Here is a 22,632-nt window from a genome sequence, read left to right on the forward strand (position 1 = left end):
GCTTTGCGCTAGAGTTCGCCGGCCAGCTTCAGGGAGGGGCGTCATTTCAATGAATCAAATCGATTTGAACGGCAGGGTCGCCATCGTCACCGGCGGTGCGCAGGGGATCGGCCGTGCCGTTGCCGAACGTCTCGCCGCCAGCGGCGCCAAGGTCGCGATCTGGGATCTCGACGGCAAGCTCGCCAATGAGGCGGCCGCCGCGATCGGCCCGGCCGCGAGCGGGCTTTCGATCGACGTGACCGACGCCAGGGCCGTGAACGCCGCCACAGCCGAGCTGGAGCAGCGCCATGGCAGCGTCGACATCCTCGTCACCAGCGCCGGCATCGCCGGGCCGAACCTGAAGACCTGGGAATATCCGCTCGACGAATGGGCCAAGATCATGCGCCTCAACGTCGACGGCACGCTGCATTGCTGCCAGGCGGTGATCCCGGGCATGCTCAAGCGCAATTACGGGCGGCTCGTGCTGGTCGCCTCGATCGCCGGCAAGGAGGGCAACCCCAACGCCTCGGCCTATTCGGCCTCGAAGGCGGCGGTGATCGCGCTGACCAAATCGCTCGGCAAGGAGCTGGCGCAGCAGGACATCGCGGTGAACTGCATCACCCCGGCCGCCGCCCGCACCCGCATCTTCGACCAGATGAGCGAGGAGCATATCGGCTACATGCTGGCCAAGATCCCGCGCGGGCGCTTCCTGCAACCTGAAGAGGTCGCCTCGATGGTCGCCTTCCTCGCCTCGGCCGAGAACAGCTTCACCACCGGTGCAGTCTTCGACCTGTCGGGCGGCCGGGCGACCTACTGACACCCAAATCGATGTTGCCACGCTAAAGCGGACTGGCCATGCCCATGGCCGGCCCGCTAGGTTTGATTCCATGACCACGACCCTGCCTTCCCCCGCCGTCCTCGGCGCCCGTGCCTTCGCCGCTCTCGCCGGCCTCAACCGGTTCACGGACGAACCGGGCAAGCTGACCCGGCTCTATCTCTCGCCGTCGCACCGGCAGGGCGCGGAATACGTCAAGGGCGCCATGGAGGTCTCGGGCCTGACCGCCTTCATCGACGCTGCCGGATCGGTCCAGGGCCGGCGTGAAGGTGTTACGCCCGGGCTGCCGGCGGTGCTGATCGGCTCCCATATCGACACGGTCCGCGATGGTGGCCGCTTCGACGGCAATCTCGGCGTCGTCGCCGGTATCCTGGCGGTACAGGCGATCCGCGACACCGGCATCGCCCTGCCCTTCGCGCTCGAAGTCGTCGCCTTCGGCGACGAAGAGACGGTGCGCTTCCCAACCAATGTCTCGACCTCCTCGGCGCTGACGGGCCGCTACGACCAGGACTGGCTTTCGGCGCGCGACGCCGATGGCGTCGTGCTGCGCGATGCGCTCATCGCCTTCGGCGGCGATCCGGCGGGGATTGCCGCGCTCGCCCGCAAGCCGGGCTCGGTCAAGGCTTATCTCGAAGTCCATATCGAGCAGGGTCCGGTACTGGAGGCGGAAAACGAAGCGGTCGGCATTGTGACGGCGATCGCCGCACAAGGCCGCGCCGGCGTCCGTGTCAGCGGCGAGGCCGGCCACGCCGGCACGGTGCCGATGCGGCTACGCAAGGACGCGCTCACGGCGGCGGCGGAGATGGCGCTGGCGCTGGAAGCGATCGCTGGGGAGCATGAGCGCGCCGTCGGCACGGTCGGCGTGTTCCGGGCCGATCCCGGCGCCACCAATGTCGTGCCGGGCGCGGTCGATTTCACCATCGATTACCGCGCGCCCGATGGTGAGACCGTTGCGAGCATGGATGGGGAGATCAACCACCGCTTTGCCGAGATTGCGGCGCGGCGCGGTGTGGGATTGACCATCACGCCCTATTCGCGCGGCGACGCCGTGCCGATGGACGAGGGCCTGCAGGAGGCGTTCGCGGTTGGAATCGCCCGCACCGGCTCGAACCTGACGGCGCGGCGCCTGGCCTCCGGGGCCGGTCACGACGCCATGGAAATGGCGAAGCTTTGCCCTTCGGCCATGCTGTTCGTGCGCTGCGAGAAGGGCATCAGCCATTCGCCGCTGGAGAACATGACCGAGCTCGACGCCGGCATCGCCATCCGCGTGCTGATCGAGACCATCCTGGAACTGGCGCGCAAAGAGGGCTGATCAAGGCGTCATGCTCGGGTCAAGCCCGAGCATGACGGCGGATTGCTTGCGGCCTTGGCGCCGGCTTGCGGAAGAGGTGCAGAACCGCGAGCGCAAGCCCGACAGCTGCGACCCAATGGCCCGGCCGCAGCGCCGTCCAGTCCTGGTAGACGACGATATCGGCATTGGCCTGGAAGATCAGCCAGGCCGAGGCGCCCGTGGCGAAGGCGTACCAGGCGGTTTCGGCCAATGCGGTGGCAAGACCTGTCGCCAACGCCGTCAGCGCCAGCGAGCCGAAGCTCAAGGGAATGCCGAGGCGATTCAGCCCGCGATACGCCATCAATAGCGCGAACAGGCCGGTCAACAGCACCGGCTGGGTGACGTCGATCTTCGACTGCAGCGCGAAATGGAACAGGCCGAGGCAGGCGATCGGATAGACGAGGTTGTGCAGGCGCTGCCAGCGTCCCGAGCCGAGGCGGCGGATCATGCCGTCGGTCGAGGTGATGCCGAGCACGACGAGGCCGATGAGCGCGGTGATGCCGACGATCAGATAGAAGCGCTTGACGATCTCTGAGAGGATCAGCCCCCAGTCGAAGGCGAGGTCGATGCAATACAGCGTGAGATGGCCGAGCGCATAGGCGAGGACCGAGAGGCCGAGCATGCGGCGGATGCCGATCAGCTTGTTCCAATCGAGGATTCGGCGCAGCGGCGTCACCGCGAGGGTGATGACCAGGATGCGCAAGGCCCAGGTGCCGGTGTCGTGCACGGCCTGCGTCCACGGCTTCGAGCCGAGCTGATGGCTCCAGGCCTGGAAAGCGAGGATCAGAGCGGGGACGAGCACGAGCGCGAAACAGCCGGCGCGCAAGGCGGAGAAGCGCCCCTGCCGGTCGTTCCAGGGCCAGTAACTGCCTGTTGCTGCCAAAGCCATCCGTCACCTTGATTGTCGACCCCTAACGCGAATACGCCAGAATCGGTGGGAAGGTTACGCTAGCCCACACACAAGGGCGTGAGTCGCGCCGACCCCGTCGCCGCAACGGAGTGGAGAAGCCTACCGATGCCTGCCAATCGCAAGGTCGTATTTGATGTCGGCAACGTCCTGTTGCGCTGGGACCCCTTCCATCTCTATCGCGACCTGATCCCCAATGACGAAAAGCGCAGCTGGTTCCTGCAGAACGTCTGCACATCGGCCTGGAACCTGGAACAGGACCGCGGCCGACCCTGGACCGAGGCCGTGGCGACATTGATTGCTGCCCATCCCGAGTGGGAGGCCGAGATCAAGGCCTTCGACGAGCGCTGGCACGAGACCGTGCCGGGCACGATCGAGGACAGCGTCGCGGTATTGGCCGACCTCAAGGCCAAGGGCGAGCAGGTCTACGCGATCACCAATTTCTCGCGCGAGAAATGGGCGGAGTGCCTGATCCGCTTCCCGTTCCTGCAGAGCTTCGACGGCGTGATCGTCTCGGCGCATGAGCGGCTGCTCAAGCCCGATCCAGCGATCTACAATGTGCTGCTGGAGCGCTACGGACTCAGCGCCGGGGAGTGCATCTTCGTCGACGACAGCGCCAGGAACATCGAAGCGGCCCGCTCGGTCGGCATGCAGGCGGTTCACTTCGTCGAGCCGATCGACCTCAAGGCCGAGCTGCGCGGGCTCGGCGCGAACCTCTGAGCCGTTCACGGCAACGCCCGCGCAGGGCTATCCCTGCGCGGATCCGTTTCGAGCGATCAGGCCTTGGCCGAACCTACTACCAGTAATAGCGCGGGCCCCAATAGCGCCGGCGATACCCCCAGCCGTAAGGCCGATAATACGGATAAGGCCGGTAGTACGGGTAGGGCCGGTACGGCCGATAATAGCGCGGACCCCAGTAGCGCCGCCGCGGCCCGTAATAATAATACTGGGCGTAGTCGGCGTCGGTCTTGTCGAGGGTCTCGGGGTCGACCTGGGGGGCGTCGTCAGGCCGGCGCCGGTCTCCCAGCTGGGGCATCTTCGACGGTTGCGCCGCCAATCCCGCCGAGGCGAAGCTTGCGGCAGCCAGGCCGCCGATCAGGCTTGCGATGAAGGAACGTCTGTCCACGGTGCTGTCCTCCCTTGACGTGCAGGGCTGTGGATCAACACCGTGATTGCCGGGATGGTTCCCTGAAGTAGCGTCCGCCGGAGCTCAGCCTCCTGGCTCAGTCGTCCATCTTCAGTGCGGCGATGAAGGCTTCCTGCGGGATCTCGACCCGGCCGAACTGCCGCATCTTCTTCTTGCCTTCCTTCTGCTTGTCCAGGAGCTTGCGCTTGCGCGAGGCGTCGCCGCCATAGCACTTCGCGGTCACGTCCTTGCGCAGCGCCCGGATCGTCTCGCGGGCGATGATCTTGCCGCCGATGGCAGCCTGGACAGGAATCTGGAACATGTGCGGCGGGATCAGCTCCTTGAGCTTCTCGCACATCGCCCGGCCGCGGGCATCGGCGCGCGAGCGGTGGACCAGCATGGAGAGCGCGTCGACCGGCTCGGCATTGACCAGGATCGACATGCGCACGAGGTCGCCCTCGCGATAGTCGGTGATCTGGTAGTCGAAGGAGGCGTAGCCCTTCGAGATCGACTTCAGCCGGTCGTAGAAGTCGAACACCACCTCGTTCAGCGGCAGATCGTAGACGACCTTGGCACGCGAGCCGACATAGTTGAGGTCGATCTGCAGGCCGCGCCGGTCCTGGCAGAGCTTCAGCACCGAGCCGAGATACTCGTCCGGGGTGAAGATCGTCGCGCGAATCCAGGGCTCCTCGATGAACTCGATCTTCATCACGTCCGGCATGTCGGCCGGATTGTGCAATTCGAGCGTCGTGCCGTCGCGCAGCTTGAGATGGTAGACGACCGATGGCGCGGTCGAGATCAGGTTGAGGTTGAACTCGCGCTCGAGCCGCTCCTGGATGATCTCCAGATGCAGCAAGCCGAGGAAGCCGCAGCGGAAGCCGAAACCGAGCGCCGCCGAGGTCTCCATCTCATAGGAGAACGAGGCATCGTTCAGGCGCAGCCGCGACATGGCGCTCCGCAGCACCTCGAATTCGGCGGCGTCGACCGGGAAGATGCCGCAGAACACGACCGGCTGCACCGGCTTGAAGCCCGGCAGCGGCTCGGCGATCGGCTTCTTGTCGTCGGTGATGGTATCGCCGACCGCGGTGTCGGCGACCTCCTTGATCGAGGCGGTGAAGAAGCCGACCTCGCCGGGGCCGAGTTCCTTGACCTCCAGCATCTTCGGCTTGAACACGCCGACGCGGTCGACGCCGTAGCTGGCGTTGGCCCGCATCATCCGGATCGTCATGCCCTTCTTCAGCACGCCGTCGATGATACGCACGAGCACGACGACGCCGAGATAGGCGTCGTACCAAGAGTCGACCAGCAGGGCCTTGAGCGGGGCTTCCAGATCGCCCTTCGGCGCCGGCAGCTTCTTGACGATGGCTTCGAGCACGCCCTCGATGTTGAGGCCGGTCTTGGCCGAGATCGGCACGGCCTCGGAGGCGTCGAGGCCGATCACGTCCTCGATCTGCTGCTTGATCCGCTCGGGCTCGGCCGCCGGCAGGTCGATCTTGTTGAGGACGGTGACGATCTCGTGGCCGGCGTCGAGCGCCTGGTAGACATTGGCCAGCGTCTGCGCCTCGACACCCTGCGAGGCGTCGACCACCAGCAGCGAGCCCTCGCAGGCCGCGAGCGAGCGCGAGACCTCATAGGCGAAGTCGACGTGGCCGGGCGTGTCCATCAGGTTGAGGATGTAGCTCTTGCCATCCTCGGCTAGATAGTCGAGCCGGACGGTCTGCGCCTTGATGGTGATGCCGCGTTCCTTCTCGATATCCATCGAGTCGAGGATCTGCTCGCTCATGTCGCGCGCCGCGACCGTACCGGTCTGCTGGATCAGCCGGTCGGCGAGGGTCGACTTGCCGTGGTCGATATGCGCCACGATCGAGAAATTGCGAATGTTGTCGAAACTGCGGGTGCTCATGCGCGCGCCATAGCAGTGCGCGCCCCCTGCGCCAAGGGCGCGAGACAGATCGGCCGCCGTTTCACTCTGCCGCGAGCAGGCGCTCCTGCGCCCAATTCAGCCTCTTATAGTCGAAACCGGCCTCCAAGGTCGGCTTCACCACGGAGAAATAGGGCGAGATGTCGAAATCGCGCGGCATATAGAGCGAATGATGCCGGATGTGCAGGATCTCCTCGAAATCCTGCTCGTCCATTGCGCTGGCATATTCGACGGTCGGCAACACCGGATAGCGTGCTGTCTCGAAAGCCTGGGCGATCAGGGTCGAGCAGATCGCCCGAGTCGGATCGCCGGAGCCGAGCGCGATCATGCGCCGGCGGAAGCCGGCCGGTGCCCAGGGAATTGGGATCAGCCAGCGCGCGAGATCGAGGATGTTCTTGAGGTCATACTGCGTGCCGAGCCGCTCGAGCACGTAGTCGACGGCGATCTGGCGGCCTTCGCGGTCCAGGGCCTGGGGTCGGCAGATACGAGTGCCGAAAGCGCCGTATTTCGACAAGGGCGAGAGCACGCAGCCGACATCCATCTCGACTTCGGCAAGGACTAGCGGTTCGCCCTCGGGGCTGAACTTGCCGGTGTCGCCGACATAAAGCGCCGCATGCGACCAGGTCGACTGGGTCAGGTACTTGATTGCGGCCGAGACCTTCATGTGGCCTTCGACCAGCAGCACATCGCCCGGCCGCAGCGCCGCCTTGAGCCGGGCCAGCGCCTTCGCGTCGACCGGACCTGCCTGCGGCTTGCCGCGCGTGATGAAGCGGACCACCGACCGGCCGATGAAGTCCAGTCCCCTGTTCATCGACGCCTCCCCTTGCGCCGGCGCCGTTCCCGGCGTCTTCCGGCCCCGAGTAAAACGCGAGCCCGTGACTTTTTCGGAAATCACCTGGCTGATTTGGGCAAGGGAGACTGGAATTCGCCAAACGTCGTAAAATCAGGGTTGACGGCCGGCCGCGGCAACCTTGTTCCAGATGGTCCACTATGTTGGAATTAATCTTGCATAGTGGATAGCGCCGCCGATTGAGCGGCGCGAGGAGACAGGTGATGACGGAGCCGGGCAGCGTGACCATCGAGCAGCTTGACGGGGACGGCGTACGGGCAGCGCTGCCGGCGCTGGCGGAAATCCTGCGCGACTCCGTGGCGAACGGCGCTTCGGTCGGTTTCATGGAGTGGAATACGCAGGCCGATTTCGAGAGCTTCTGGCACGGCATCGCGGCCGAGGTCGCTGTCGAACGCGTCCTGCTCTTCGTCGCCCGCGACGAAAGCGGCATCGTCGGCACGGCACAGCTCCACCCGGTCGGAAAGCCGAACCAGCCGCATCGCGCCGAGATCGCCAAGGTGCTGGTGCATTCGCAGGCGCGCCGCCGCGGCATCGGTGAAGCGCTGATGCGGGCGGCCGAGGCGGCGGCGCTGGCGCTCGGGCGCGACCTCCTGGTGCTCGACACCGACGAGGGCGGGGCAGCACGCCGCCTCTACAGCCGTCTGGGCTGGACCGAAGTCGGCACCATCCCGCGCTATGCGCTGATGCCCGACGGGCGCGATTGCGGCTCGACCTTCTTCTATAAGGAGTTGGGCTAACCGAGCTCGGCGCCGCGCGAGAGCGCGCCAACGATCCGGCGCATGCCGGTCAGCAGCGCCTCGCGTTCCGCTTCGGAAAAGCCGGCCAAAGCGCGCGCATTGACGCCCTTGGCGGCGGCGAGGGCCGGCTCCTGCAGCGCCTTGGCCCGCGCGGTGAGCTGAATGCGGCGGGCGCGGGCATCGGCCTGGTCGGGGCGGCGTTCGATCAAGCCATCGCGCTCCATCCGGGCGAGCGTCGCTGCCATCGTCGCCTGCTCGACATCGAGCCGGCCGACCAGGTCCTTCTGGGTCAACCCTTCCTCGCGCCAGAGTTCGAGCAGCACCATGAACTGCGCCGGGGCGAGGCCGAGCGGGCGCACCGCCTCGGCGAGCTCGCGCGCGAACAGGCGGGCGACATGATTGGCGAGATAGCCGGCGGAGTTGGTCTTGAAGCTGGTCATGCAGGGCTCGATCCGGAAAGTTTGTAGTTGAACAGTATGCTATGCAATGATATATAGCATGCTGTTCATTTCGAGGAGATGGCCATGCCTGCCTCCAGTCTCGATGCGACCGCGCAGAAAAGCGGTGCTTCCGCCACGGGCCTCGTCGCGCTGATTCTTGCGACGCTGTTCGCCGGTGCTGCGATCTACATCCTCGTCGCCGAGCAGCCGGCGCGGCTCGCGCTGGAGGATCGCTCGCTTCTGCTGCAATGGCAGGAAAGCTACCCGCGCGCGGCGCGGATGCAGGCCGGGCTCGCCGTACTGGCCAGCCTCGTCGGGACGATCGCCTACTGGCGAGCGAGAGGCCGGCTCTGGCTGGTCGGCGCAACGCTGATGCTCGCCAATCTGCCCTTCACGCTGATCGTGATCGCGCCAGTGAATGACGCATTATTGGCGCTCGGTTCCGAGCAGGCGTCAGCGGCGAGCCGGGCTCTGATCGAGCGCTGGGGCGTACTGCACGGCGTGCGCGCCGGGCTGTCAGTGCTGGCGATCGCCGCCTTCATGCTGGCGACCGCCCGCGGCGGATATCACTCGGCGTTGCGGAAGTAAGGCTCGACGGCGCCCTTGAGCTTGACCGTCATCGGGTTGCCATGGCGGTCCTTGGCATTGCCGGCGGTGAGGCGGACCCAGCCCTCGCTGACGCAGTATTCCTCGACATTGGTCTTCTCGACGCCCTTGAAGCGGACGCCGATATCCCGCGCCAGCAGCTCCTCATTGTAGAACGGGCTGTTGGGGTTGGAGGACAGCCGGTCGGGGAGGGTGTCGGTCATGGCGCTGCTCGTCGGTTGCGGTGATTTGCCGGACAGGTAGCAGGCTCGGGGCGCCGCGGCAAAGACGCAGGGCGGACCGCGAAAACGGAGCGGCCGGCCTGCAGGGGCAGGCCGGCCGCTCTATGCGATATTCGCCCGGTCTCAGCGTTCGGCGAAGGCCTTCTCGATGACGTAGTCGCCGGCCTCGCCGTGATTGCCTTCCTGAAGGCCACGCTCGTCGAAGATCTGCTTGAGATCGACCAGCATCTGCGGGCTGCCGCAGAGCATGAAGCGGTCGCCTTCGGCGTCGAACGGGCCCATGCCGGTGTCGCTGAAGAGCTGGCCGGAGGTGATGAGATCGGTGATGCGACCGCGATTGCGGAAAGGCTCGCGCGTCACGGTCGGGTAATAGACCAGCTGCTCGCGAATCATCTCGCCGAGGAATTCGTCGTTCGGCAGTTCCTGCTGGATGCGCTCGCCATAGGCGAGTTCAGAGACCTGGCGGCAGCCATGCATGAGCACGACCTTCTCGTAGCGCTCATAGGTCTCGGGATCGCGGATCAGCGACAGGAAGGGGGCAAGGCCGGTGCCGGTGCCGAGCAGGAACAGGCGCTTGCCGTCCTTGAGATTGTCGAGCACCAGCGTGCCCGTCGCCTTCTTGCCGATGATGATGGGGTCGCCGACCTGGAGGTTCTGCAGGCGCGAGGTCAGCGGACCCTCCGGCACCTTGATAGAAAAGAACTCGAGGTTCTCGTCGTAATTGGTGCTGGCGACGCTGTAGGCCCGCAGCAGCGGCTTCTCGCCGACCTTGAGTCCGATCATCGTGAACTGGCCGTTCTTGAAGCGGAAGGTCGTGTCGCGGGTCGTGGTGAAGCTGAAGAGCGTATCGGTCCAGTGATGGACGGAGAGGACGCGCTCCTCGTAGAAATTGCTCATCTCGTCGATCCTCAGATAGTCTAGCGATTTAGCAGATTATCGGATGCAAGCCACCCAATATCACATTGCCGGACGTTCGGAAAGCAGGTCGATCTTGTCCGGTATTCCCTTCCAGTCGTCGGCATCAGCCGGCGGCTCGCTCTTCTGCGTGATGTTCGGCCAGAGCGGTGCCAGACGTGCATTCAGGGTCAGCCACTGCTCGGCTCCGTCGGCGCCGTCGGCGACGATCGCCTCGGCCGGGCATTCCGGCTCGCAGACGCCGCAGTCGATGCACTCATCCGGATGGATGACGAGCATGTTCTCGCCCTCATAGAAGCAGTCGACGGGGCAGACCTCGACGCAATCCATGTACTTGCAACGGATGCAGGCGCTGGTGACGGCGTAAGGCATGTGCGATCCTTGCTGCTTGACAGCCGGGTTCGGACGGGGCAGAAATTCATTCGTATACAAACAATATGTCGTGTCCAACCGCGCTTGTCAATCGGGCTCCCGGCGCTGAGGATGACGGCAGATTTTTAGCAACGGACGACAGGGCGGATACGATGGCTGAGCAGCAGGCGACGACGGTCAGCAGCACGCACAAGCTGGTGGTGAAGAATATCGGCCTGATGCTCTCCGGCGACATCGAGCGCCCGATTCTGGAAGCCGATACGCTCATCGCCATCGGCGGCCGGATCGCCGCGGTCGGCCGCTTCAAGGATCTCGACACCGACCAGGCCGACACCGTCATCGACGCCAATGGCACGGTGCTCTCGCCCGGGCTGATCGACAGCCATGTCCACCCGGTCGCCGGCGACTGGACGCCGCGCCAGAACCAGTTCGGCTGGATCGATTCGACCATGCATGGCGGCGTCACCACCATGATCTCGGCCGGCGAGGTCCACACCCCCGGCCGGCCCAAGGATATCGTCGGCCTGAAAGCGATGGCGATCTACGCGCAGCGCGCCTTCACCGCCTTCCGCCCCGGCGGCGTCAAGGTCCATGCCGGCGCACCAGTGATCGAGCCCGGTATGGTCGAGCAGGACTTCAAGGACCTGGCCGATGCCGGGGTGAGACTGCTCGGCGAGGTCGGGCTGGGCGGCGTCAAGGACGGCGCACGGGCCAGGGAGATGGTGGCCTGGGCCCGCAAATACGGGATCCAGTCGACCATCCATACCGGCGGGCCGTCGATCCCCGGCTCCGGGCTGATCGGCGCCGATGTCGTGCTGGAAGCCGATACCGACGTGGTCGGCCACATCAATGGCGGCCATACCGCTTTGCCGGACAAGGAGATTCGCTGCATCTGCGAGGGCTGCAAGCGCGGCCTCGAGTTGGTCCATAACGGCAATGAGCGCGCCGCGCTCTATACGCTCCGCGTCGCCCGCGAGATGGACGAATTGCAGCGCGTCATCCTCGGCACCGACGGACCCGCGGGNCCGGCCGAGGTTGCGTTCTGCTTCGCCACCGGCAACACCGCCCGGATGCGCAGCCTCGATTGCGGCCTGATCGAGGTCGGCCGCGCCGCCGATTTCGTCTTCATGGACAAGGCCCAGCATTCGGCCGGGACGAATTTCCTCAACTCGATCCAGCTCGGCGATCTGCCCGGCATCGGCATGATCGTGATCGACGGCATCGTCCGCAACGGCATCAGCCGCAACACCCCGCCGGCAGAGAAGATCCCGTCGGTGCAGCACTGAGCCGAACGGCGCTGGCCGTCATTCTCGGGCGAAGCGTAGCGCAGACCCGAGAATTTCATGACGAGAAGGCGCTGGTTGGAACCTCCTCCGGCCTGAGATGCTCGGGTCAAGCCCGAGCATGACGGCGCGCCCGAATTCCCGCTTGCAGCCTCCTTCTATTTGTCATTATTCTCATTCGTATACGAACGATCTCGGTGGCCGTGACGATCAGGACGATCAGGCGCGCCTCGCCCCGCTCGGGCGAGCCATGAGGGCGACGCGGCGCTTTACGCTGCGCGTCAACGGCGCGAGCCATGAGGTTACGGGCGAAGCCCAGACGCCGCTGCTGTTCTTCCTGCGTAACGACCTCGCACTCAACAGCCCGAAATTCGGCTGCGGCCTCGGCGAATGCGGTGCCTGCACGGTGCTGGTCGAGGGTCAGGCGGCACGTGCCTGCGCCCTGCCGGTGCGGCTGGTGGCGGAGCGCGAGATCGTCACGCTCGAAGGGCTCGGCAGCGTGGAAGCGCCGCACCCAATCCAGCAGGCCTTCATCGACGCGCAGGCGGCGCAATGCGGCTACTGCATCGCCGGCATGGTGATGACGGCGAAGGCTTTTCTCGATGCCCAGCCCAATCCGAGCGAGGCGGAGGTGCGCGAGGCGCTGCGCCATAATCTTTGCCGCTGCGGCACCCATGTCGAGATCGTCAAGGCGGTGATGCTCGCCGCCGAGCGCGGGCGGCAGGACGCGGCGGCATCATGAGCGAGCCCCTCTCCCGCAAGGCGCTCTTGAAGCGCGCCGGCGTGATCGGCGTTGTCGCCCCGCGCAAGGGCGCTTCCGCCGACGCAGCACCGGAGGACGGGCTCGACCTGCATGTCTGCCTGACGGCGGAAGGCCGCGTCCTCGCCTTCAACGGCCATGTCGACCTCGGCACCGGCATCCGCACCGCGCTGGCCCAGATGGTGGCGGAGGAGCTCGATTTCCCCTTCGAAGCGGTCGAAATGGTGCTCGGTGACACCGCCGAGACGCCCGACCAGGGGCCGACCATCGCCAGCGAGACGATCCAGGTCACCTCGCTGGCTATACGGATCGCAGCGACGCAGATCCGGGCGAGGCTGATCGCACTCGCGGCGGCGGCGCTGAGCTGCGGCGAGGACGAGATCGGCCTCAGCGACGGCGTGATCTCGCACAAGGGCGAGACGGCGCCGGCCATTGCCCTCGATACGCTGCTCGCCAATGAACGCATCCTGCTGCCGCTGGCCGAGAGCGCCGCGTTCAAGCAGGTCGATCAACACAAGCTCGTCGGGCGCTCGGTCGCCCGCGTCGACATTCCGGCCAAGGTCACCGGCAGCTTCGTTTACGTCCACGACGTCCGCGTTGCCGGCATGCTGCATGGCCGGGTGGTGCGCCCGCCCTATGCCGGCATGGACGCCGGCGACTTCGTCGGCCGCAGCTTGATCTCGGTCGATCGCGACTCGATTGCCGACGTGCCCGGCATCCGCGCCGTCGTCGTCGAGGGCGATTTCATCGGCATCGTCGCCGAGCGCGAGGAACAGGCGGCGGAAGCAGCGCTGAAGCTGAAGGCGGAGTGGCGCGACTTCACGCCGCCCGACCTCTCCGATCTCGGTCAGGCTTTGCGCACGCATCCTTCGACGCCGCGCCTTCTGGCCGAGGAGGGCGATGTCGAAACGGCGCTGGGTAATCTCGAGACCCGGCTCGACCGGACCTATGTCTGGCCCTACCACATGCATGGCTCGATTGGTCCGTCCTGCGCCGTTGCCGATGTGCGCGAGGACGGGATCACCGTCTGGACCGGCAGCCAGAACCCCTATCCGCTGCAGAACGATCTTGCTGTGCTCACCGGCCTGCCGAAGGAGCGGATCGACGTCATCCGCTTCGAGGCCGCGGGCTGCTATGGCCGCAACTGCGCCGACGATGTCGTCGCCGACGCGGTGTTGCTCTCGCGTGCGGTCGGTGCGCCCGTGCGGGTCCAGCTCACCCGCGAGCAGGAGCATCTCTGGGAGCCTAAGGGCGCGGCACAGCTGATCGACATCAAGGGCGGGCTTGGGCCTGGTGGCTCGCTCAAGGCCTACGACTTCCACACCTGGTACCCGTCGAACGCCGCCCCGACCCTGGCGCTGCTGCTGACCGGGCGCATTCCCAACCAGCCGGCGACGCTGCGGATGGGCGATCGCACCGCGCTGCCGTCGTATAATTACGAGACCATGCGGCTGACGGCCTATGACATGCCGCCGATCGTGCGCGCGTCCTGGCTGCGCGGCGTCTCGGCGATGCCGAACGTCTTCGCCCATGAAAGCTATATCGACGAACTGGCGCATGAGGCCGGCGTCGATCCGGTCGAGTTCCGCCTGCGCCACATCAATGACGAGCGCGCCACCGAACTGACGCGGGCGACCGCCGAGCGCGCCAACTGGCAGCCGCATGTCGGCCCGCGCATGGAAGCCGATGGCGAGGTGTTGCGCGGGCGCGGCTTTGCCCAGGCGCGTTATGTCCATGGCAGCTGGCCGGGCGTCGGCGCCGCCTGGGCGGCCTGGGTCGCCGATGTCGCGGTCAACCGCATGACCGGCGAAGTCACCGTCAATCGCGTCACCGTCGGCCAGGACACCGGCATGATGGTCAACCCGGCCGGGGTGACGCACCAGATCCACGGCAATGTCCTGCAATCGACCAGCCGGGTGCTGCGCGAGGAGGTGACGTTCTCGCAGACCACCGCCGTCGCCAGCCGCGACTGGGGCTCGTATCCGGTGCTGACCTTCCCGGAATTGCCGGCGATCGACGTCATGTTGATGGACCGGCAGCATCTGCCGCCGATGGGCGCGGGCGAGTCCGCCTCGGTTCCGAGCGCGGCGGCGATCGTCAACGCCGTCTACGACGCGACCGGGGTGCGCTTCCGCGAATTGCCGCTGACGCCGGAGCGGGTGCTCGCCGGCCTCAACGGCACGAAACTGCTGAAGGCGCCGCCGCGCGAGCCGAGCAAGCGCCTGCCCTGGTGGAGCAAGCTCGGCGCCGCTGTGGCCGGCGCCGCCAGCTTCGCCGCGATCTCGCTGGCATTTGCGCCATCGATCGCGCCGATCGCCCGGCCCGATCCCTCGACCTGGTCGGCGGCGACGATCGAGCGCGGCCGCCAGCTCGCGGCGCTCGGCGCCTGCGCCACCTGCCATACCGGCAAGGACGGCGTGCCCTATGCCGGCGGGCTCGCTCTGCCGACACCCTTCGGCACGGTGATGACCACCAACATCACGCCCGATCCCAAGACCGGCATCGGCAACTGGTCCTATGCCGCCTTCGAGCGGGCGATGCGCGCCGGATTGCATCGCGACGGCCGTCAGCTCTACCCGGCCTTCCCCTATCCGAGCTTCGCCAAAACGAGCGAGGCCGACCTGCAGGCGCTCTATGCCTTCCTGATGTCGCAACCGGCGGTGCGCCAGGAGAACCAGCCGAGCCGGCTCACCTTCCCCTTCAACCTGCGCCCGCTGATGGCCGGCTGGAACGTGCTGTTCAACCGCGGGAGCGAGCTGAAGCCCGATGCGACCCGCTCGGCTGCATGGAATCGCGGGCGCTACCTCGTCGACGGCTTCGGCCATTGCGGCGCCTGCCACACGCCGCGCAATGCGCTCGGCGCGGAGAAGGGCGGCAGCGCCTATTTTACTGGCGGCGAGGCTGAGGGCTGGGAGGCACCGGCCCTGACCAAGCTCTCGGCCGGGCCGATCCCCTGGAGCGAGGCCGAGCTTTACGCCTACCTGAAGACCGGCACCTCGCAGCATCATGGCGCAGCCGCTGGCCCGATGGCGCCTGTCATCGCCGAGCTCCGGGAATTGCCCGATGCCGATATCCGGGCGATGGCGACCTATCTCGCCTCGTTGAACGAGCCTCTACCCGCAGCTGAAGCCGAAGCGCTGGCGGCGCGTGTCGGGCAACAGACGGCCCGAACCGCCAATCCTGCGACCTCGCCTGCCGCACGTCTCTATGAAGGCGCCTGCGCCGCCTGCCATGAGACAGGCCGGGCCGCGCCGCTGCTCAATGCCGGGCCGGCGCTCAGCTTGTCGTCGAAGCTGCATGCGGCGACGCCGGCCAATCTCATCAACATGCTACTCGAAGGCGGCCAGCACGGCATCGGCTCGATGCCGTCCTTCGCCACCGCGCTCGACGATCGGCAGCTCATCGAGCTCGCCGCCTATCTGCGCGCTCGTTTCGCGCCGGAGAAACCGGCCTGGGATGGGGTCGAGGCAGCGGTCGCACGAGCCCGCAAGGCGGGGCGTTGAACCCCTAACAAGATGGCGAGAGGCTGGCGCGCAGCCTCTCGCCATGTCTCTCACTGCTGGTTCTGGCCGGTCAGCAGCGGGGTGATCCGGCGCAGGGTCACACGCCGGTTCTCGCGCGAGTCGCCCTGTGTCTGCACCTTTGGATACTGCTCGCCATAGCCCTGCGTCGTCAGGTTCTCGGCGGGGATCGCGAAGTCGCGGGTCAGGATCTCGGCGACCGACTGCGCCCGCCNTATTGTCGACATCGGAGCCGACCGCGTCGGTGTGACCCTCGACCATGAAGACCTCGTTCGGCGCCCGCTCGACCGCCTGGCGCACCGCCTGCGCGATCACCCGGAGGCGCCCCGCCTGATCGGGGGTGACCGTCCAGGAGCCGGATTCGAAGTTGATCGTGTCGATGTCGACGCTGCGCATATGGGCGCGCAGATCGGGTGAATACCGGACCTCGTCGAGCGTGTAGCGGCGCGGCACCGGGGCGACCGGCGGAGCGGTGATCGTCTCGTAGATCAGCCGCTCGTCGGCGCGCTCGGCATCGACGATGTAGCGCTCGCGCGGGATGCGCAGCTCCGGCGGCGGCAGCACCACCACCTCCTCGGCGAAGCGGGCCTGCGGCCCGTCGCGGCGGACATTGTCGATGATGACGAATTCGCCGCCGTCGCGCTCGCGTCGTGAGCGACGGATCAGCCGGCCGTCGGCGTCTGTCACCGTGACGATCTGCGTGCCGTCTGGACGGTCATAGACCGTGACGGTCTCCTCACCGCGGCGCTCGCTGCGGGTGTCGAGGCCGAGATCGCGGAAGCGCTGCGTCTCGTCGCGGCGGATGATGACGCGGTCATCGTCGCCGCGGATGATGGTGCGGCCGGGCTCGCGGATGATGGTGACGTCGCCCTCGCGCGTCTCCTGCCGCCGGCTGCGGACATCGTCGAGCCGGCTCGCGCCCTGCGTCGCCATGATGCCGCCGATCGCGGCGGCACCGAGGCCGATCGCGGCCGCGCCGCCGAGGCCGATGCCGCCGCGGCGACCCTGGCGGTCAGGCATGGGCTGGCCGGCCGGCGGCAGGCCTTGCGGAGGTTGCACCTGTCCGGGAGCAACGCCCGGCCGCAACGGCGCGCCGGGCTGCTGGCCGACGCCGGGCACGGCTTGCGAGGGCGCCGTTCCGGGCTGGGCCGGAGCGCCCGGCGGACGACCGGCATTCGGGGCGACGGGCGGCTGGCCAGGCACCGCCTGTCCTGGCGCGGGCTGGGCCGGTGCCGCCTGGCCGGGTTGGCGGCCGGGTCCGGCTGGGGGCTGGGACGGAGCCGTCGGCGCGGGTGCGGCAGTGCCGGGCTGCGCAGGCGCGGTGCCGGGCTGCGCCGGGGCTGCGGGGGCACGGCCGGCCGGCGGCACGGCTGAAGGCTGTCCCGGCTGAGGCTGGGCACTGCCGCCAGGGGCCACCTGGCCCGGCGCAGGGCGAGGGGGAGTCGCGGGGGTCGATGGCGCGGTTGCGGGGGGCTGGCCTGGAGCCGCTTGGCCGGGCTGGCGGCTCGGACCTGGCGTCGGCTGCGACGGAGCAGCTCCGGGCTGCGGCGAAGCTCCCGGCGGCCGGCCGCCGCCAGGCGCGGTGGAAGGTTGGCCGGGCTGAGGTTGACCGCTACCGCCGGGGGTCGCCTGACCCGGCGCGGGGCGAGGGGGCGCTGCCGGCGCCGATGGTGCGGCGGCGGGCGGCTGGCTTGGGGCCGTTTGCGGAGGTGCCGGGCGGCGCGGGCCGCTGTCGCCGGACGGGGCTCCGGAGGCGTTGGGCAAGGCCGGCGGCGCAGCCGGGCGAGTGGGCGAAGGCTGCGGCGCGATCTGGCCGGGGGCCGGCCGCGGCGGCGCGCTCGGTGCCGCCGAGGGCGCACGCGGCACGCCCTGCGGAGCGGGCGGAGCGACCTGCCCGGGTGCGGGAACCGGAGGCGGCGCCGGACGACGCGGCTGCTCGGGCTCGGCCCGGTTGGCGGGGGGTGCAGCCTGCGGCACAGCCGGCGGACGAGGAGCGCTCGGGGGCGCTCCGGCCGGGCGTTCCGGAGCAGCAGGGCGGGCCGCCGGCGGCTGGCCCGGTGCAGGAGGCTGTCCCGGCGCGGGGCGAGCGCCGGGAGCGGGGCGCTCCTGACCACCGGGGGGCCGAGGACGGCGCGGGTCCTGCCGGTCGTCATCGCCCGACTGGGCCTGGGCGAGCTGGAGCGATGGAGCGGCGAAACTGCCCTGCGACAGCGTGATGGCGGGGATGAGGGTGCCGAGCAGGAGCAGGTTTTTCGTGCGCATCATGACATCCGTTTCCAGTTGTTCTTCCGGACATGAACGCCCCCGCGCCCTGAATTCCGAATGAACCGAAAACGGCCGAAATCGGGCAGGGTTCCGCTGACAAGCGGCAACCGGCCCGATTCAGCGCGGGATCTAGAGTCCCNTGGCGTGGCGCACCAGCTCCTCGAGGAGCCAGAAGCGCGAGCGATAGGTGATGATGTGCGGATGCATGGTGAGCAGGAAGAGCCCGCCTTCGGCGTAGGCGCCGTCGAATTCGCGCTTGAAGATGTCGAACACCGCCTCGGGCGCAGTGTAAGGCCGCAGGGCCTGGAAACGGTTCATGTTGAAATAGACCGCATCGTCGCGGATCCACTCGACCGGCAGTTCGACCATGCCGGTCGGCTCGCCCTTTTCGATCAATTCGTAGGGATCGTCATCGGCAAAGAGCGAGGAATCGTAGATCAGGCCGAGCTCGCGCTCGACGGCGAGCGTCACCTCGGAAAAATCCCAGGATGGCGTGCGCATGCCGACCGGCCTGACGCCGGTGATCGTCTCGAGTGTATCGGCCGAGCGCAGATGCAGCTCCCGCTCCTGCTCCGGCGGCACCGCCGTGTTGACCTCGTGGATCCAGCCATGCAGGCCGATCTCGTGGCCTTCCGCGACGACGCGGCGCTGCTCGTCGGGATAGAGCAGCGCGGTCACGGCCGGCACGAAAAAGCTCGCCTTGATCTCCTCGCGCGCCAGCATCGACAGGATGCGCGGCATGCCGACGCGGTTGCCATACTGGCCCCAGGACAGCCGGCCGACCGATTTGCCGCCATCGCGCAGCTCGTTGGTCTCGTGGTCGACGTCGAAGGAGAGCGCCACGGCGCAGCGCGCGCCACCCGGCCAACTCTTGGGCTTGAGATTGCGGCCGGCGCGGACCTGCTCGACCTTGCCGCGCCAGGTCTCTTCCGGCCATTGCCAGGGCTGCAGTTCGCTCATCGCGTTCCTCCGGTCGTCGTTCACGCTGTCGCTTCAGGCAGCACCGGCACCGCCGCGAGCAGCCGCTTCGTGTAGTCGTGCTGCGGGTTGTCGTAGACCTCGCCCGCCGGTCCCTCCTCGACGATGCGGCCGCGATACATCACCGCGACCCGGTCGCAGAGATGCCTGACCACCGAGAGGTCGTGCGAGATGAAGATCAGGGTCAGGCCGAGCTCGGCCCGCAGGCGCATCAGCAAATTGATGATCTGCGCCTGGATCGAGACGTCGAGCGAGGCGACCGGCTCGTCGCAGACGACGAGGTCGGGCTGCATGGCGAGCGCCCGGGCAATCGCGACGCGCTGGCGCTGGCCGCCGGAGAACTGGTGCGGATAGCGGTCGGCGAAGGCCGGATCGAGCCCGACCGCGGCGAGCCAGTCACGGACATAGTCGCGAGCGCCGGCCTTATCGACAAGACGATGAGCGAGTGGCCCTTCGGCGATCCCCTCGCCGATGCGCATGCGCGGATCGAGCGAGGCGAAAGGGTCCTGGAAGATGGTCTGGATGCGGGTGGTGAGCTTCTTCGGCTCGTTGCCCTCGCTCATCACCGGCCAGCCCTCGAAGCGGACCGTGCCCGATGATGGCGCGTAGATGCCGGCGGCCATGCGCCCGAGCGTCGACTTGCCCGAGCCGGATTCGCCGACCAATCCGAGCGCCTCGCCGCGCGGCACGGTCAGGCTGACCTCGTCGACGGCCATTACCGCCGGCGGCGGCTGCACGAGGCCGAGCTTCTGGCCGAGCGCGCGCAGGGCGCCGGGCCGTGACTCGAAGCGCTTGCTGACGCGATCGGCGATGAAATAGGGCGCGCCGGGCACCGGCGCAGCAGTGGCTGATGCGAGCTTGCGCGCAGGCGGCACGGCATCGGGCACGCCGCCGCCGCGCAGCAGGAATTCGCCCGGCTTGGCGCGCGAAGGCAGCGCGTCGAGCAGAGCGCGGGTATAGGGGTGCTGCGGGCGCGTCAGCACGTCGAGTGTCGGGCCCGCCTCGACGATCTTGCCGAGCCGCATCACCGCGACGTGCTGGGCGATCGAGGCGACGGTCGCGAGGTCGTGGCTGATCCAGATCAGCGCGGTGCCGAGTTCGGCAACGAGCTCCTTCATCTCGACGAGGATTTCGGCCTGGATCGAGACGTCGAGCGCCGTCGTCGGCTCGTCGCAGATGATCAGCTTCGGCCGGTGCAGCAGCGCGATCGCGATGGCGACGCGCTGGCGCATGCCGCCGGACAGCTGGTGCGGGTAAAAGTCGACGGTCGCCTCGGGACGCGGGATGCGGACCTGGGCGAGGCCGGCAATGGCGCGCTGGCGTGCCTCGGCAGCCGAGACCGTCTCATGGGCCTCCAGCGCCAGCCTGATCTGCTCGCCGATGGTCAAAACCGGGTTCAGCGTCATCAACGGGTCCTGGAAGACCATCGAGACGACGCGGCCGCGCAGTTTGCGCAACTCGCCCGGCGGCAAGCCGACGAGTTCGCGGCCGTCGAGTTTCACCGAACCGCTGGCGACGCGGCCGGGCGGGTCGATCAGGCCGATGATCGAGAAGCCGGTGACGCTCTTGCCCGAGCCGGATTCGCCGACGAGCCCCATCACCTCGCCGCGGCGAAGCGAGAAGGAGACGCCGTCGACCGCCTTGACCACGCCGGCGCGGGTGAAGAACTGCGTGGTGAGGTCGCTGACCTCGAGCAGCGGCGCCGTGGCCGCGCCAGCGCTCATCGCTTCAGCCTCGGATTGACCTGGTCACGGATCTGGTCGCCGACGAGGTTGATCGCGACGATCAGCAGGATCAAAGCGAGGCCGGGATAGATCGAGATCCAGTAGCGCCCCGACAGCATGTACTGGAAGCCGTTGGCGATCAGCGATCCCAGCGAGGGCTCGGTCACCGGCAGGCCGACGCCGAGGAAGGAAAGCGTCGCCTCTAGCGCGATGGCGCTGGCGACCTGCACTGTCGCAACCACGATCAAGGGCGGCAGGCAGTTCGGCAGGATATGGCGCCAGATCACCTGCCGCGCCGGCAGCGGCGTCGAGAGCGCCGCCTCGACATAGTCCTTGCCGCGCTCGGCCGAGGCCGCGCCATGGGCGGTGCGGGCGAAATAGGCGTATTGCGCGGCGACGAGCGCGGTGATGAGCTGCGCCTTGCCCTGCCCAAGCAGCGCCGAGATCACCAGCGCCAGCAGGATCGCCGGGAAGGCGAGCTGCAGATCGATGACGCGCATGATGAAGGCTTCGCGCCGGCCGCCGAGATAGGCGGCGGAAATGCCGAGCGTGACGCCGATGGTGAAGGCAACCGCACCGGCGACAAGCCCCATCTGCAGGGAGATGCGCAGGCCGTAGAGGATGGCGGAGAGCAGATCGCGCCCCTGCGCGTCGGTGCCGAGCCAGTGGGTATAGCCGCGGGCGCCGACATAGCCGGGCGGGCGGCGCGCGTCTGAGAGAACGAGATTGGCGAGATCGTAAGGGTTCTGCGGCGCGATCAGCGGGGCGAGCAGGGCGACGCCGATCATCAGGACGACGACGACGAGCGCCGCGACCGCGACCCGGCTCTCGCGGAACTCGCTCCAGAAGCGGGCGATCGGCGTTTCCGTCTTCATCCGGTCCGGCCCTTCCGCAAGCGCGGGTCGAGCGCGAAATAGGTCAGATCGACCAGGAAGTTGATCATGATGAAGACGAAGGCGACCAGCATTAGATAGGCGACCATCACCGGCCGGTCGAGCGACTGGATCGAGTCGATGATCAGCTTGCCGATGCCGGGCCAGGAGAAGATCGTCTCGGTCACCACCGCGAAGGCGAGCGTCGAGGCGAATTCGAGGCCGAAGACGGTGACGAGCGGGATCGAGATCAGGCGCAGCACATGCCGGCGCAGGATGACGGCCTCCGGGATCCCGGCGGCGCGGGCGAACTTCACCGTATCGGTCAGCATGACCTCGCGCGTACCGGCCCGCGCCAGGCGGGTCATCAAAGCAAGCTTGAAGAAAGCGAGGTTCAGCGCCGGCAGGAGAAGGTGCGAGAGGCCGTTAAGCGTCAGGAAGCTCCATTGGACGCCGAAGAGCGAGGCGGTCTCGCCGCGCCCACCGGCCGGCAGCCATTGCAGCTCGACGGCGAAGGTCATGATCAGGACGAGGCCGATCCAGAAGGTCGGCACCGAGAATCCGAGAATGGAGAGCGCCATGATCGCCTTGGAGAGGACGCTCTCCGGCCGGTAGCCGGCATAGATGCCGGCGGGAATGCCGATCAGCGCCGCGCTCAGCACGGCCGCCAGCGTCAGCTCCAGCGTCGCCGGCAGGCGCGACAGGATGAGCTGGAGCACCGGCATGCCGAAGACGAAGGAGCGGCCGAAATCGCCGTGCAGGACGCGGCCGAGGAAGGTGAAATACTGCTCCCAGAGCGGCCTATCGAGCCCATAGCGGGCGATGGTGTCGAGTCGGATGTCCTGGCTGACATCGGGACCGATCAAAACGTCGATCGGATTGCCTATGGCGTAGACGCCGACGAAGACCAGCGCCGACATGACCAGCATGACAGCGAGTGCCTGCAGGATGCGCTCGACGATATGGGTCAGCATCGGTGCCGTCCCATTG

At 67.6% G+C, this 22,632-nt stretch carries 19 protein-coding genes and 2 pseudogenes; 9 read left to right on the top strand and 12 right to left on the bottom strand.

What is annotated here, in order from left to right; all coding sequences use genetic code 11:
- Positions 1-49: 49 nt before the first annotated feature.
- A complete protein-coding gene (locus tag ASE66_RS07590; protein ID WP_057189012.1) occupies positions 50-796 on the top strand; it encodes an SDR family NAD(P)-dependent oxidoreductase in 747 nt (248 codons plus the stop codon).
- 70 nt (positions 797-866) lie between these two features.
- Positions 867-2,126, top strand: coding sequence for an allantoate amidohydrolase (locus ASE66_RS07595; protein WP_057189013.1), 1,260 nt, complete (start codon positions 867-869; stop codon positions 2,124-2,126).
- A gap of 19 nt (positions 2,127-2,145) precedes the next feature.
- Here the strand turns inward: ASE66_RS07595 and ASE66_RS07600 are convergent, their stop codons facing one another.
- On the bottom strand, positions 2,146-3,033 hold the full coding sequence (locus tag ASE66_RS07600) for a sulfite oxidase heme-binding subunit YedZ (protein WP_057189014.1): 888 nt from the start codon (positions 3,031-3,033) through the stop codon (positions 2,146-2,148).
- 126 nt (positions 3,034-3,159) lie between these two features.
- Here ASE66_RS07600 and ASE66_RS07605 point away from each other — a divergent pair, with 126 nt between their 5' ends.
- Positions 3,160-3,771, top strand: a complete 612-nt coding sequence (locus tag ASE66_RS07605) for an HAD family hydrolase (protein WP_057189015.1) — start codon at positions 3,160-3,162, stop codon at positions 3,769-3,771.
- Positions 3,772-3,847: 76 nt separating this feature from the next.
- On the opposite strand, the gene ASE66_RS07610 is transcribed toward ASE66_RS07605, so the two are convergent.
- From ASE66_RS07610 to ASE66_RS07620, 3 genes are all read right to left on the bottom strand, one after another.
- The gene (locus tag ASE66_RS07610; protein WP_057189016.1) at positions 3,848-4,177 is read right to left on the bottom strand and encodes a hypothetical protein; all 330 of its coding nucleotides are present in this window, start codon (positions 4,175-4,177) and stop codon (positions 3,848-3,850) included.
- Positions 4,178-4,274: 97 nt separating this feature from the next.
- Entirely contained in the window at positions 4,275-6,080 is a 1,806-nt protein-coding gene (lepA, locus tag ASE66_RS07615; protein ID WP_057189017.1) for a translation elongation factor 4, read from the bottom strand.
- Positions 6,081-6,141: 61 nt separating this feature from the next.
- Positions 6,142-6,909, bottom strand: a complete 768-nt coding sequence (locus ASE66_RS07620; protein ID WP_057189018.1) for a YiiX/YebB-like N1pC/P60 family cysteine hydrolase — start codon at positions 6,907-6,909, stop codon at positions 6,142-6,144.
- 242 nt (positions 6,910-7,151) lie between these two features.
- Here ASE66_RS07620 and ASE66_RS07625 point away from each other — a divergent pair, with 242 nt between their 5' ends.
- Positions 7,152-7,685: a GNAT family N-acetyltransferase gene (locus tag ASE66_RS07625; protein ID WP_057189019.1), complete on the top strand. Its 534-nt coding sequence runs from the start codon at positions 7,152-7,154 to the stop codon at positions 7,683-7,685.
- Here ASE66_RS07625 and ASE66_RS07630 read toward each other — a convergent pair.
- A complete protein-coding gene (locus tag ASE66_RS07630; RefSeq protein ID WP_057189020.1) occupies positions 7,682-8,125 on the bottom strand; it encodes a MarR family winged helix-turn-helix transcriptional regulator in 444 nt (147 codons plus the stop codon). The genes ASE66_RS07625 and ASE66_RS07630 overlap by 4 nt on opposite strands.
- An 84-nt stretch (positions 8,126-8,209) precedes the next feature.
- Between ASE66_RS07630 and ASE66_RS07635 the strand changes: the two genes are divergently transcribed.
- Positions 8,210-8,713 (top strand): DUF1772 domain-containing protein, encoded by a 504-nt coding sequence (locus ASE66_RS07635; RefSeq protein ID WP_057189021.1) that lies wholly within the window; start codon positions 8,210-8,212, stop codon positions 8,711-8,713.
- On the opposite strand, the gene ASE66_RS07640 is transcribed toward ASE66_RS07635, so the two are convergent.
- The 3 genes from ASE66_RS07640 to fdxA form a co-directional block, all read right to left on the bottom strand.
- A complete protein-coding gene (locus tag ASE66_RS07640) occupies positions 8,692-8,934 on the bottom strand; it encodes a DUF3297 family protein (RefSeq protein ID WP_057189022.1) in 243 nt (80 codons plus the stop codon). The genes ASE66_RS07635 and ASE66_RS07640 overlap by 22 nt on opposite strands.
- A 141-nt stretch (positions 8,935-9,075) precedes the next feature.
- Positions 9,076-9,849 (bottom strand): ferredoxin--NADP reductase, encoded by a 774-nt coding sequence (locus ASE66_RS07645; RefSeq protein ID WP_057189023.1) that lies wholly within the window; start codon positions 9,847-9,849, stop codon positions 9,076-9,078.
- 60 nt (positions 9,850-9,909) lie between these two features.
- A complete protein-coding gene (gene fdxA / locus ASE66_RS07650; protein ID WP_057189024.1) occupies positions 9,910-10,239 on the bottom strand; it encodes a ferredoxin FdxA in 330 nt (109 codons plus the stop codon).
- A 152-nt stretch (positions 10,240-10,391) separates the two neighbouring features.
- Between fdxA and ASE66_RS07655 the strand changes: the two genes are divergently transcribed.
- From ASE66_RS07655 to ASE66_RS07665, 4 genes and pseudogenes are all read left to right on the top strand, one after another.
- A partial coding sequence (locus ASE66_RS07655) for an Enamidase (RefSeq protein ID WP_244494841.1) occupies positions 10,392-11,263 on the top strand: 872 nt, incomplete at its 3' end.
- A gap of 1 nt (position 11,264) precedes the next feature.
- Positions 11,265-11,525 (top strand): annotated as a pseudogene (locus ASE66_RS33145) (Enamidase); the annotation flags it as partial.
- 247 nt (positions 11,526-11,772) lie between these two features.
- On the top strand, positions 11,773-12,264 hold the full coding sequence (locus ASE66_RS07660; RefSeq protein ID WP_057189026.1) for a (2Fe-2S)-binding protein: 492 nt from the start codon (positions 11,773-11,775) through the stop codon (positions 12,262-12,264).
- Entirely contained in the window at positions 12,261-15,785 is a 3,525-nt protein-coding gene (locus tag ASE66_RS07665; RefSeq protein WP_057189027.1) for a molybdopterin cofactor-binding domain-containing protein, read from the top strand. The genes ASE66_RS07660 and ASE66_RS07665 overlap by 4 nt, the downstream gene beginning before the upstream one ends.
- Positions 15,786-18,208: 2,423 nt before the next feature.
- Here the strand turns inward: ASE66_RS07665 and ASE66_RS07670 are convergent.
- The 4 genes and pseudogenes from ASE66_RS07670 to ASE66_RS07685 form a co-directional block, all read right to left on the bottom strand.
- A pseudogene (locus tag ASE66_RS07670) lies at positions 18,209-19,028 on the bottom strand (polysaccharide deacetylase family protein); the annotation flags it as partial.
- 20 nt (positions 19,029-19,048) lie between these two features.
- Positions 19,049-20,770, bottom strand: coding sequence for a dipeptide ABC transporter ATP-binding protein (locus tag ASE66_RS07675; protein WP_057189029.1), 1,722 nt, complete (start codon positions 20,768-20,770; stop codon positions 19,049-19,051).
- The gene (locus tag ASE66_RS07680; protein WP_057189030.1) at positions 20,767-21,645 is read right to left on the bottom strand and encodes an ABC transporter permease; all 879 of its coding nucleotides are present in this window, start codon (positions 21,643-21,645) and stop codon (positions 20,767-20,769) included. Before ASE66_RS07680 ends, ASE66_RS07675 begins: the two co-directional genes overlap by 4 nt.
- Positions 21,642-22,616 carry an ABC transporter permease gene (locus tag ASE66_RS07685; RefSeq protein WP_057189031.1) on the bottom strand — a complete coding sequence of 325 codons (975 nt, stop codon included), beginning with the start codon at positions 22,614-22,616 and terminating at the stop codon, positions 21,642-21,644. Before ASE66_RS07685 ends, ASE66_RS07680 begins: the two co-directional genes overlap by 4 nt.
- Positions 22,617-22,632: the final 16 nt, after the last annotated feature.

Origin of the sequence: Allobosea sp. Root483D1 (assembly GCF_001429505.1) — a bacterium.
Taxonomy (GTDB): Bacteria; Pseudomonadota; Alphaproteobacteria; order Rhizobiales; family Beijerinckiaceae; genus Allobosea.

Excerpts from the sequence above, each read along its gene's own strand:
- ASE66_RS07590 (WP_057189012.1), top strand. The coding sequence starts at position 50 with ATGAATCAAATCGATTTGAACGGCAGGGTCGCCATCGTCACCGGCGGT.
- ASE66_RS07595 (WP_057189013.1), top strand. The coding sequence starts at position 867 with ATGACCACGACCCTGCCTTCCCCCGCCGTCCTCGGCGCCCGTGCCTTC.
- ASE66_RS07600 (WP_057189014.1), bottom strand. The coding sequence starts at position 3,033 with ATGGCTTTGGCAGCAACAGGCAGTTACTGGCCCTGGAACGACCGGCAG.
- ASE66_RS07605 (WP_057189015.1), top strand. The coding sequence starts at position 3,160 with ATGCCTGCCAATCGCAAGGTCGTATTTGATGTCGGCAACGTCCTGTTG.
- lepA (WP_057189017.1), bottom strand. The coding sequence starts at position 6,080 with ATGAGCACCCGCAGTTTCGACAACATTCGCAATTTCTCGATCGTGGCG.
- ASE66_RS07620 (WP_057189018.1), bottom strand. The coding sequence starts at position 6,909 with ATGAACAGGGGACTGGACTTCATCGGCCGGTCGGTGGTCCGCTTCATC.
- ASE66_RS07625 (WP_057189019.1), top strand. The coding sequence starts at position 7,152 with ATGACGGAGCCGGGCAGCGTGACCATCGAGCAGCTTGACGGGGACGGC.
- ASE66_RS07630 (WP_057189020.1), bottom strand. The coding sequence starts at position 8,125 with ATGACCAGCTTCAAGACCAACTCCGCCGGCTATCTCGCCAATCATGTC.
- ASE66_RS07635 (WP_057189021.1), top strand. The coding sequence starts at position 8,210 with ATGCCTGCCTCCAGTCTCGATGCGACCGCGCAGAAAAGCGGTGCTTCC.
- ASE66_RS07640 (WP_057189022.1), bottom strand. The coding sequence starts at position 8,934 with ATGACCGACACCCTCCCCGACCGGCTGTCCTCCAACCCCAACAGCCCG.
- ASE66_RS07645 (WP_057189023.1), bottom strand. The coding sequence starts at position 9,849 with ATGAGCAATTTCTACGAGGAGCGCGTCCTCTCCGTCCATCACTGGACC.
- fdxA (WP_057189024.1), bottom strand. The coding sequence starts at position 10,239 with ATGCCTTACGCCGTCACCAGCGCCTGCATCCGTTGCAAGTACATGGAT.
- ASE66_RS07660 (WP_057189026.1), top strand. The coding sequence starts at position 11,773 with ATGAGGGCGACGCGGCGCTTTACGCTGCGCGTCAACGGCGCGAGCCAT.
- ASE66_RS07665 (WP_057189027.1), top strand. The coding sequence starts at position 12,261 with ATGAGCGAGCCCCTCTCCCGCAAGGCGCTCTTGAAGCGCGCCGGCGTG.
- ASE66_RS07675 (WP_057189029.1), bottom strand. The coding sequence starts at position 20,770 with ATGAGCGCTGGCGCGGCCACGGCGCCGCTGCTCGAGGTCAGCGACCTC.
- ASE66_RS07680 (WP_057189030.1), bottom strand. The coding sequence starts at position 21,645 with ATGAAGACGGAAACGCCGATCGCCCGCTTCTGGAGCGAGTTCCGCGAG.
- ASE66_RS07685 (WP_057189031.1), bottom strand. The coding sequence starts at position 22,616 with ATGCTGACCCATATCGTCGAGCGCATCCTGCAGGCACTCGCTGTCATG.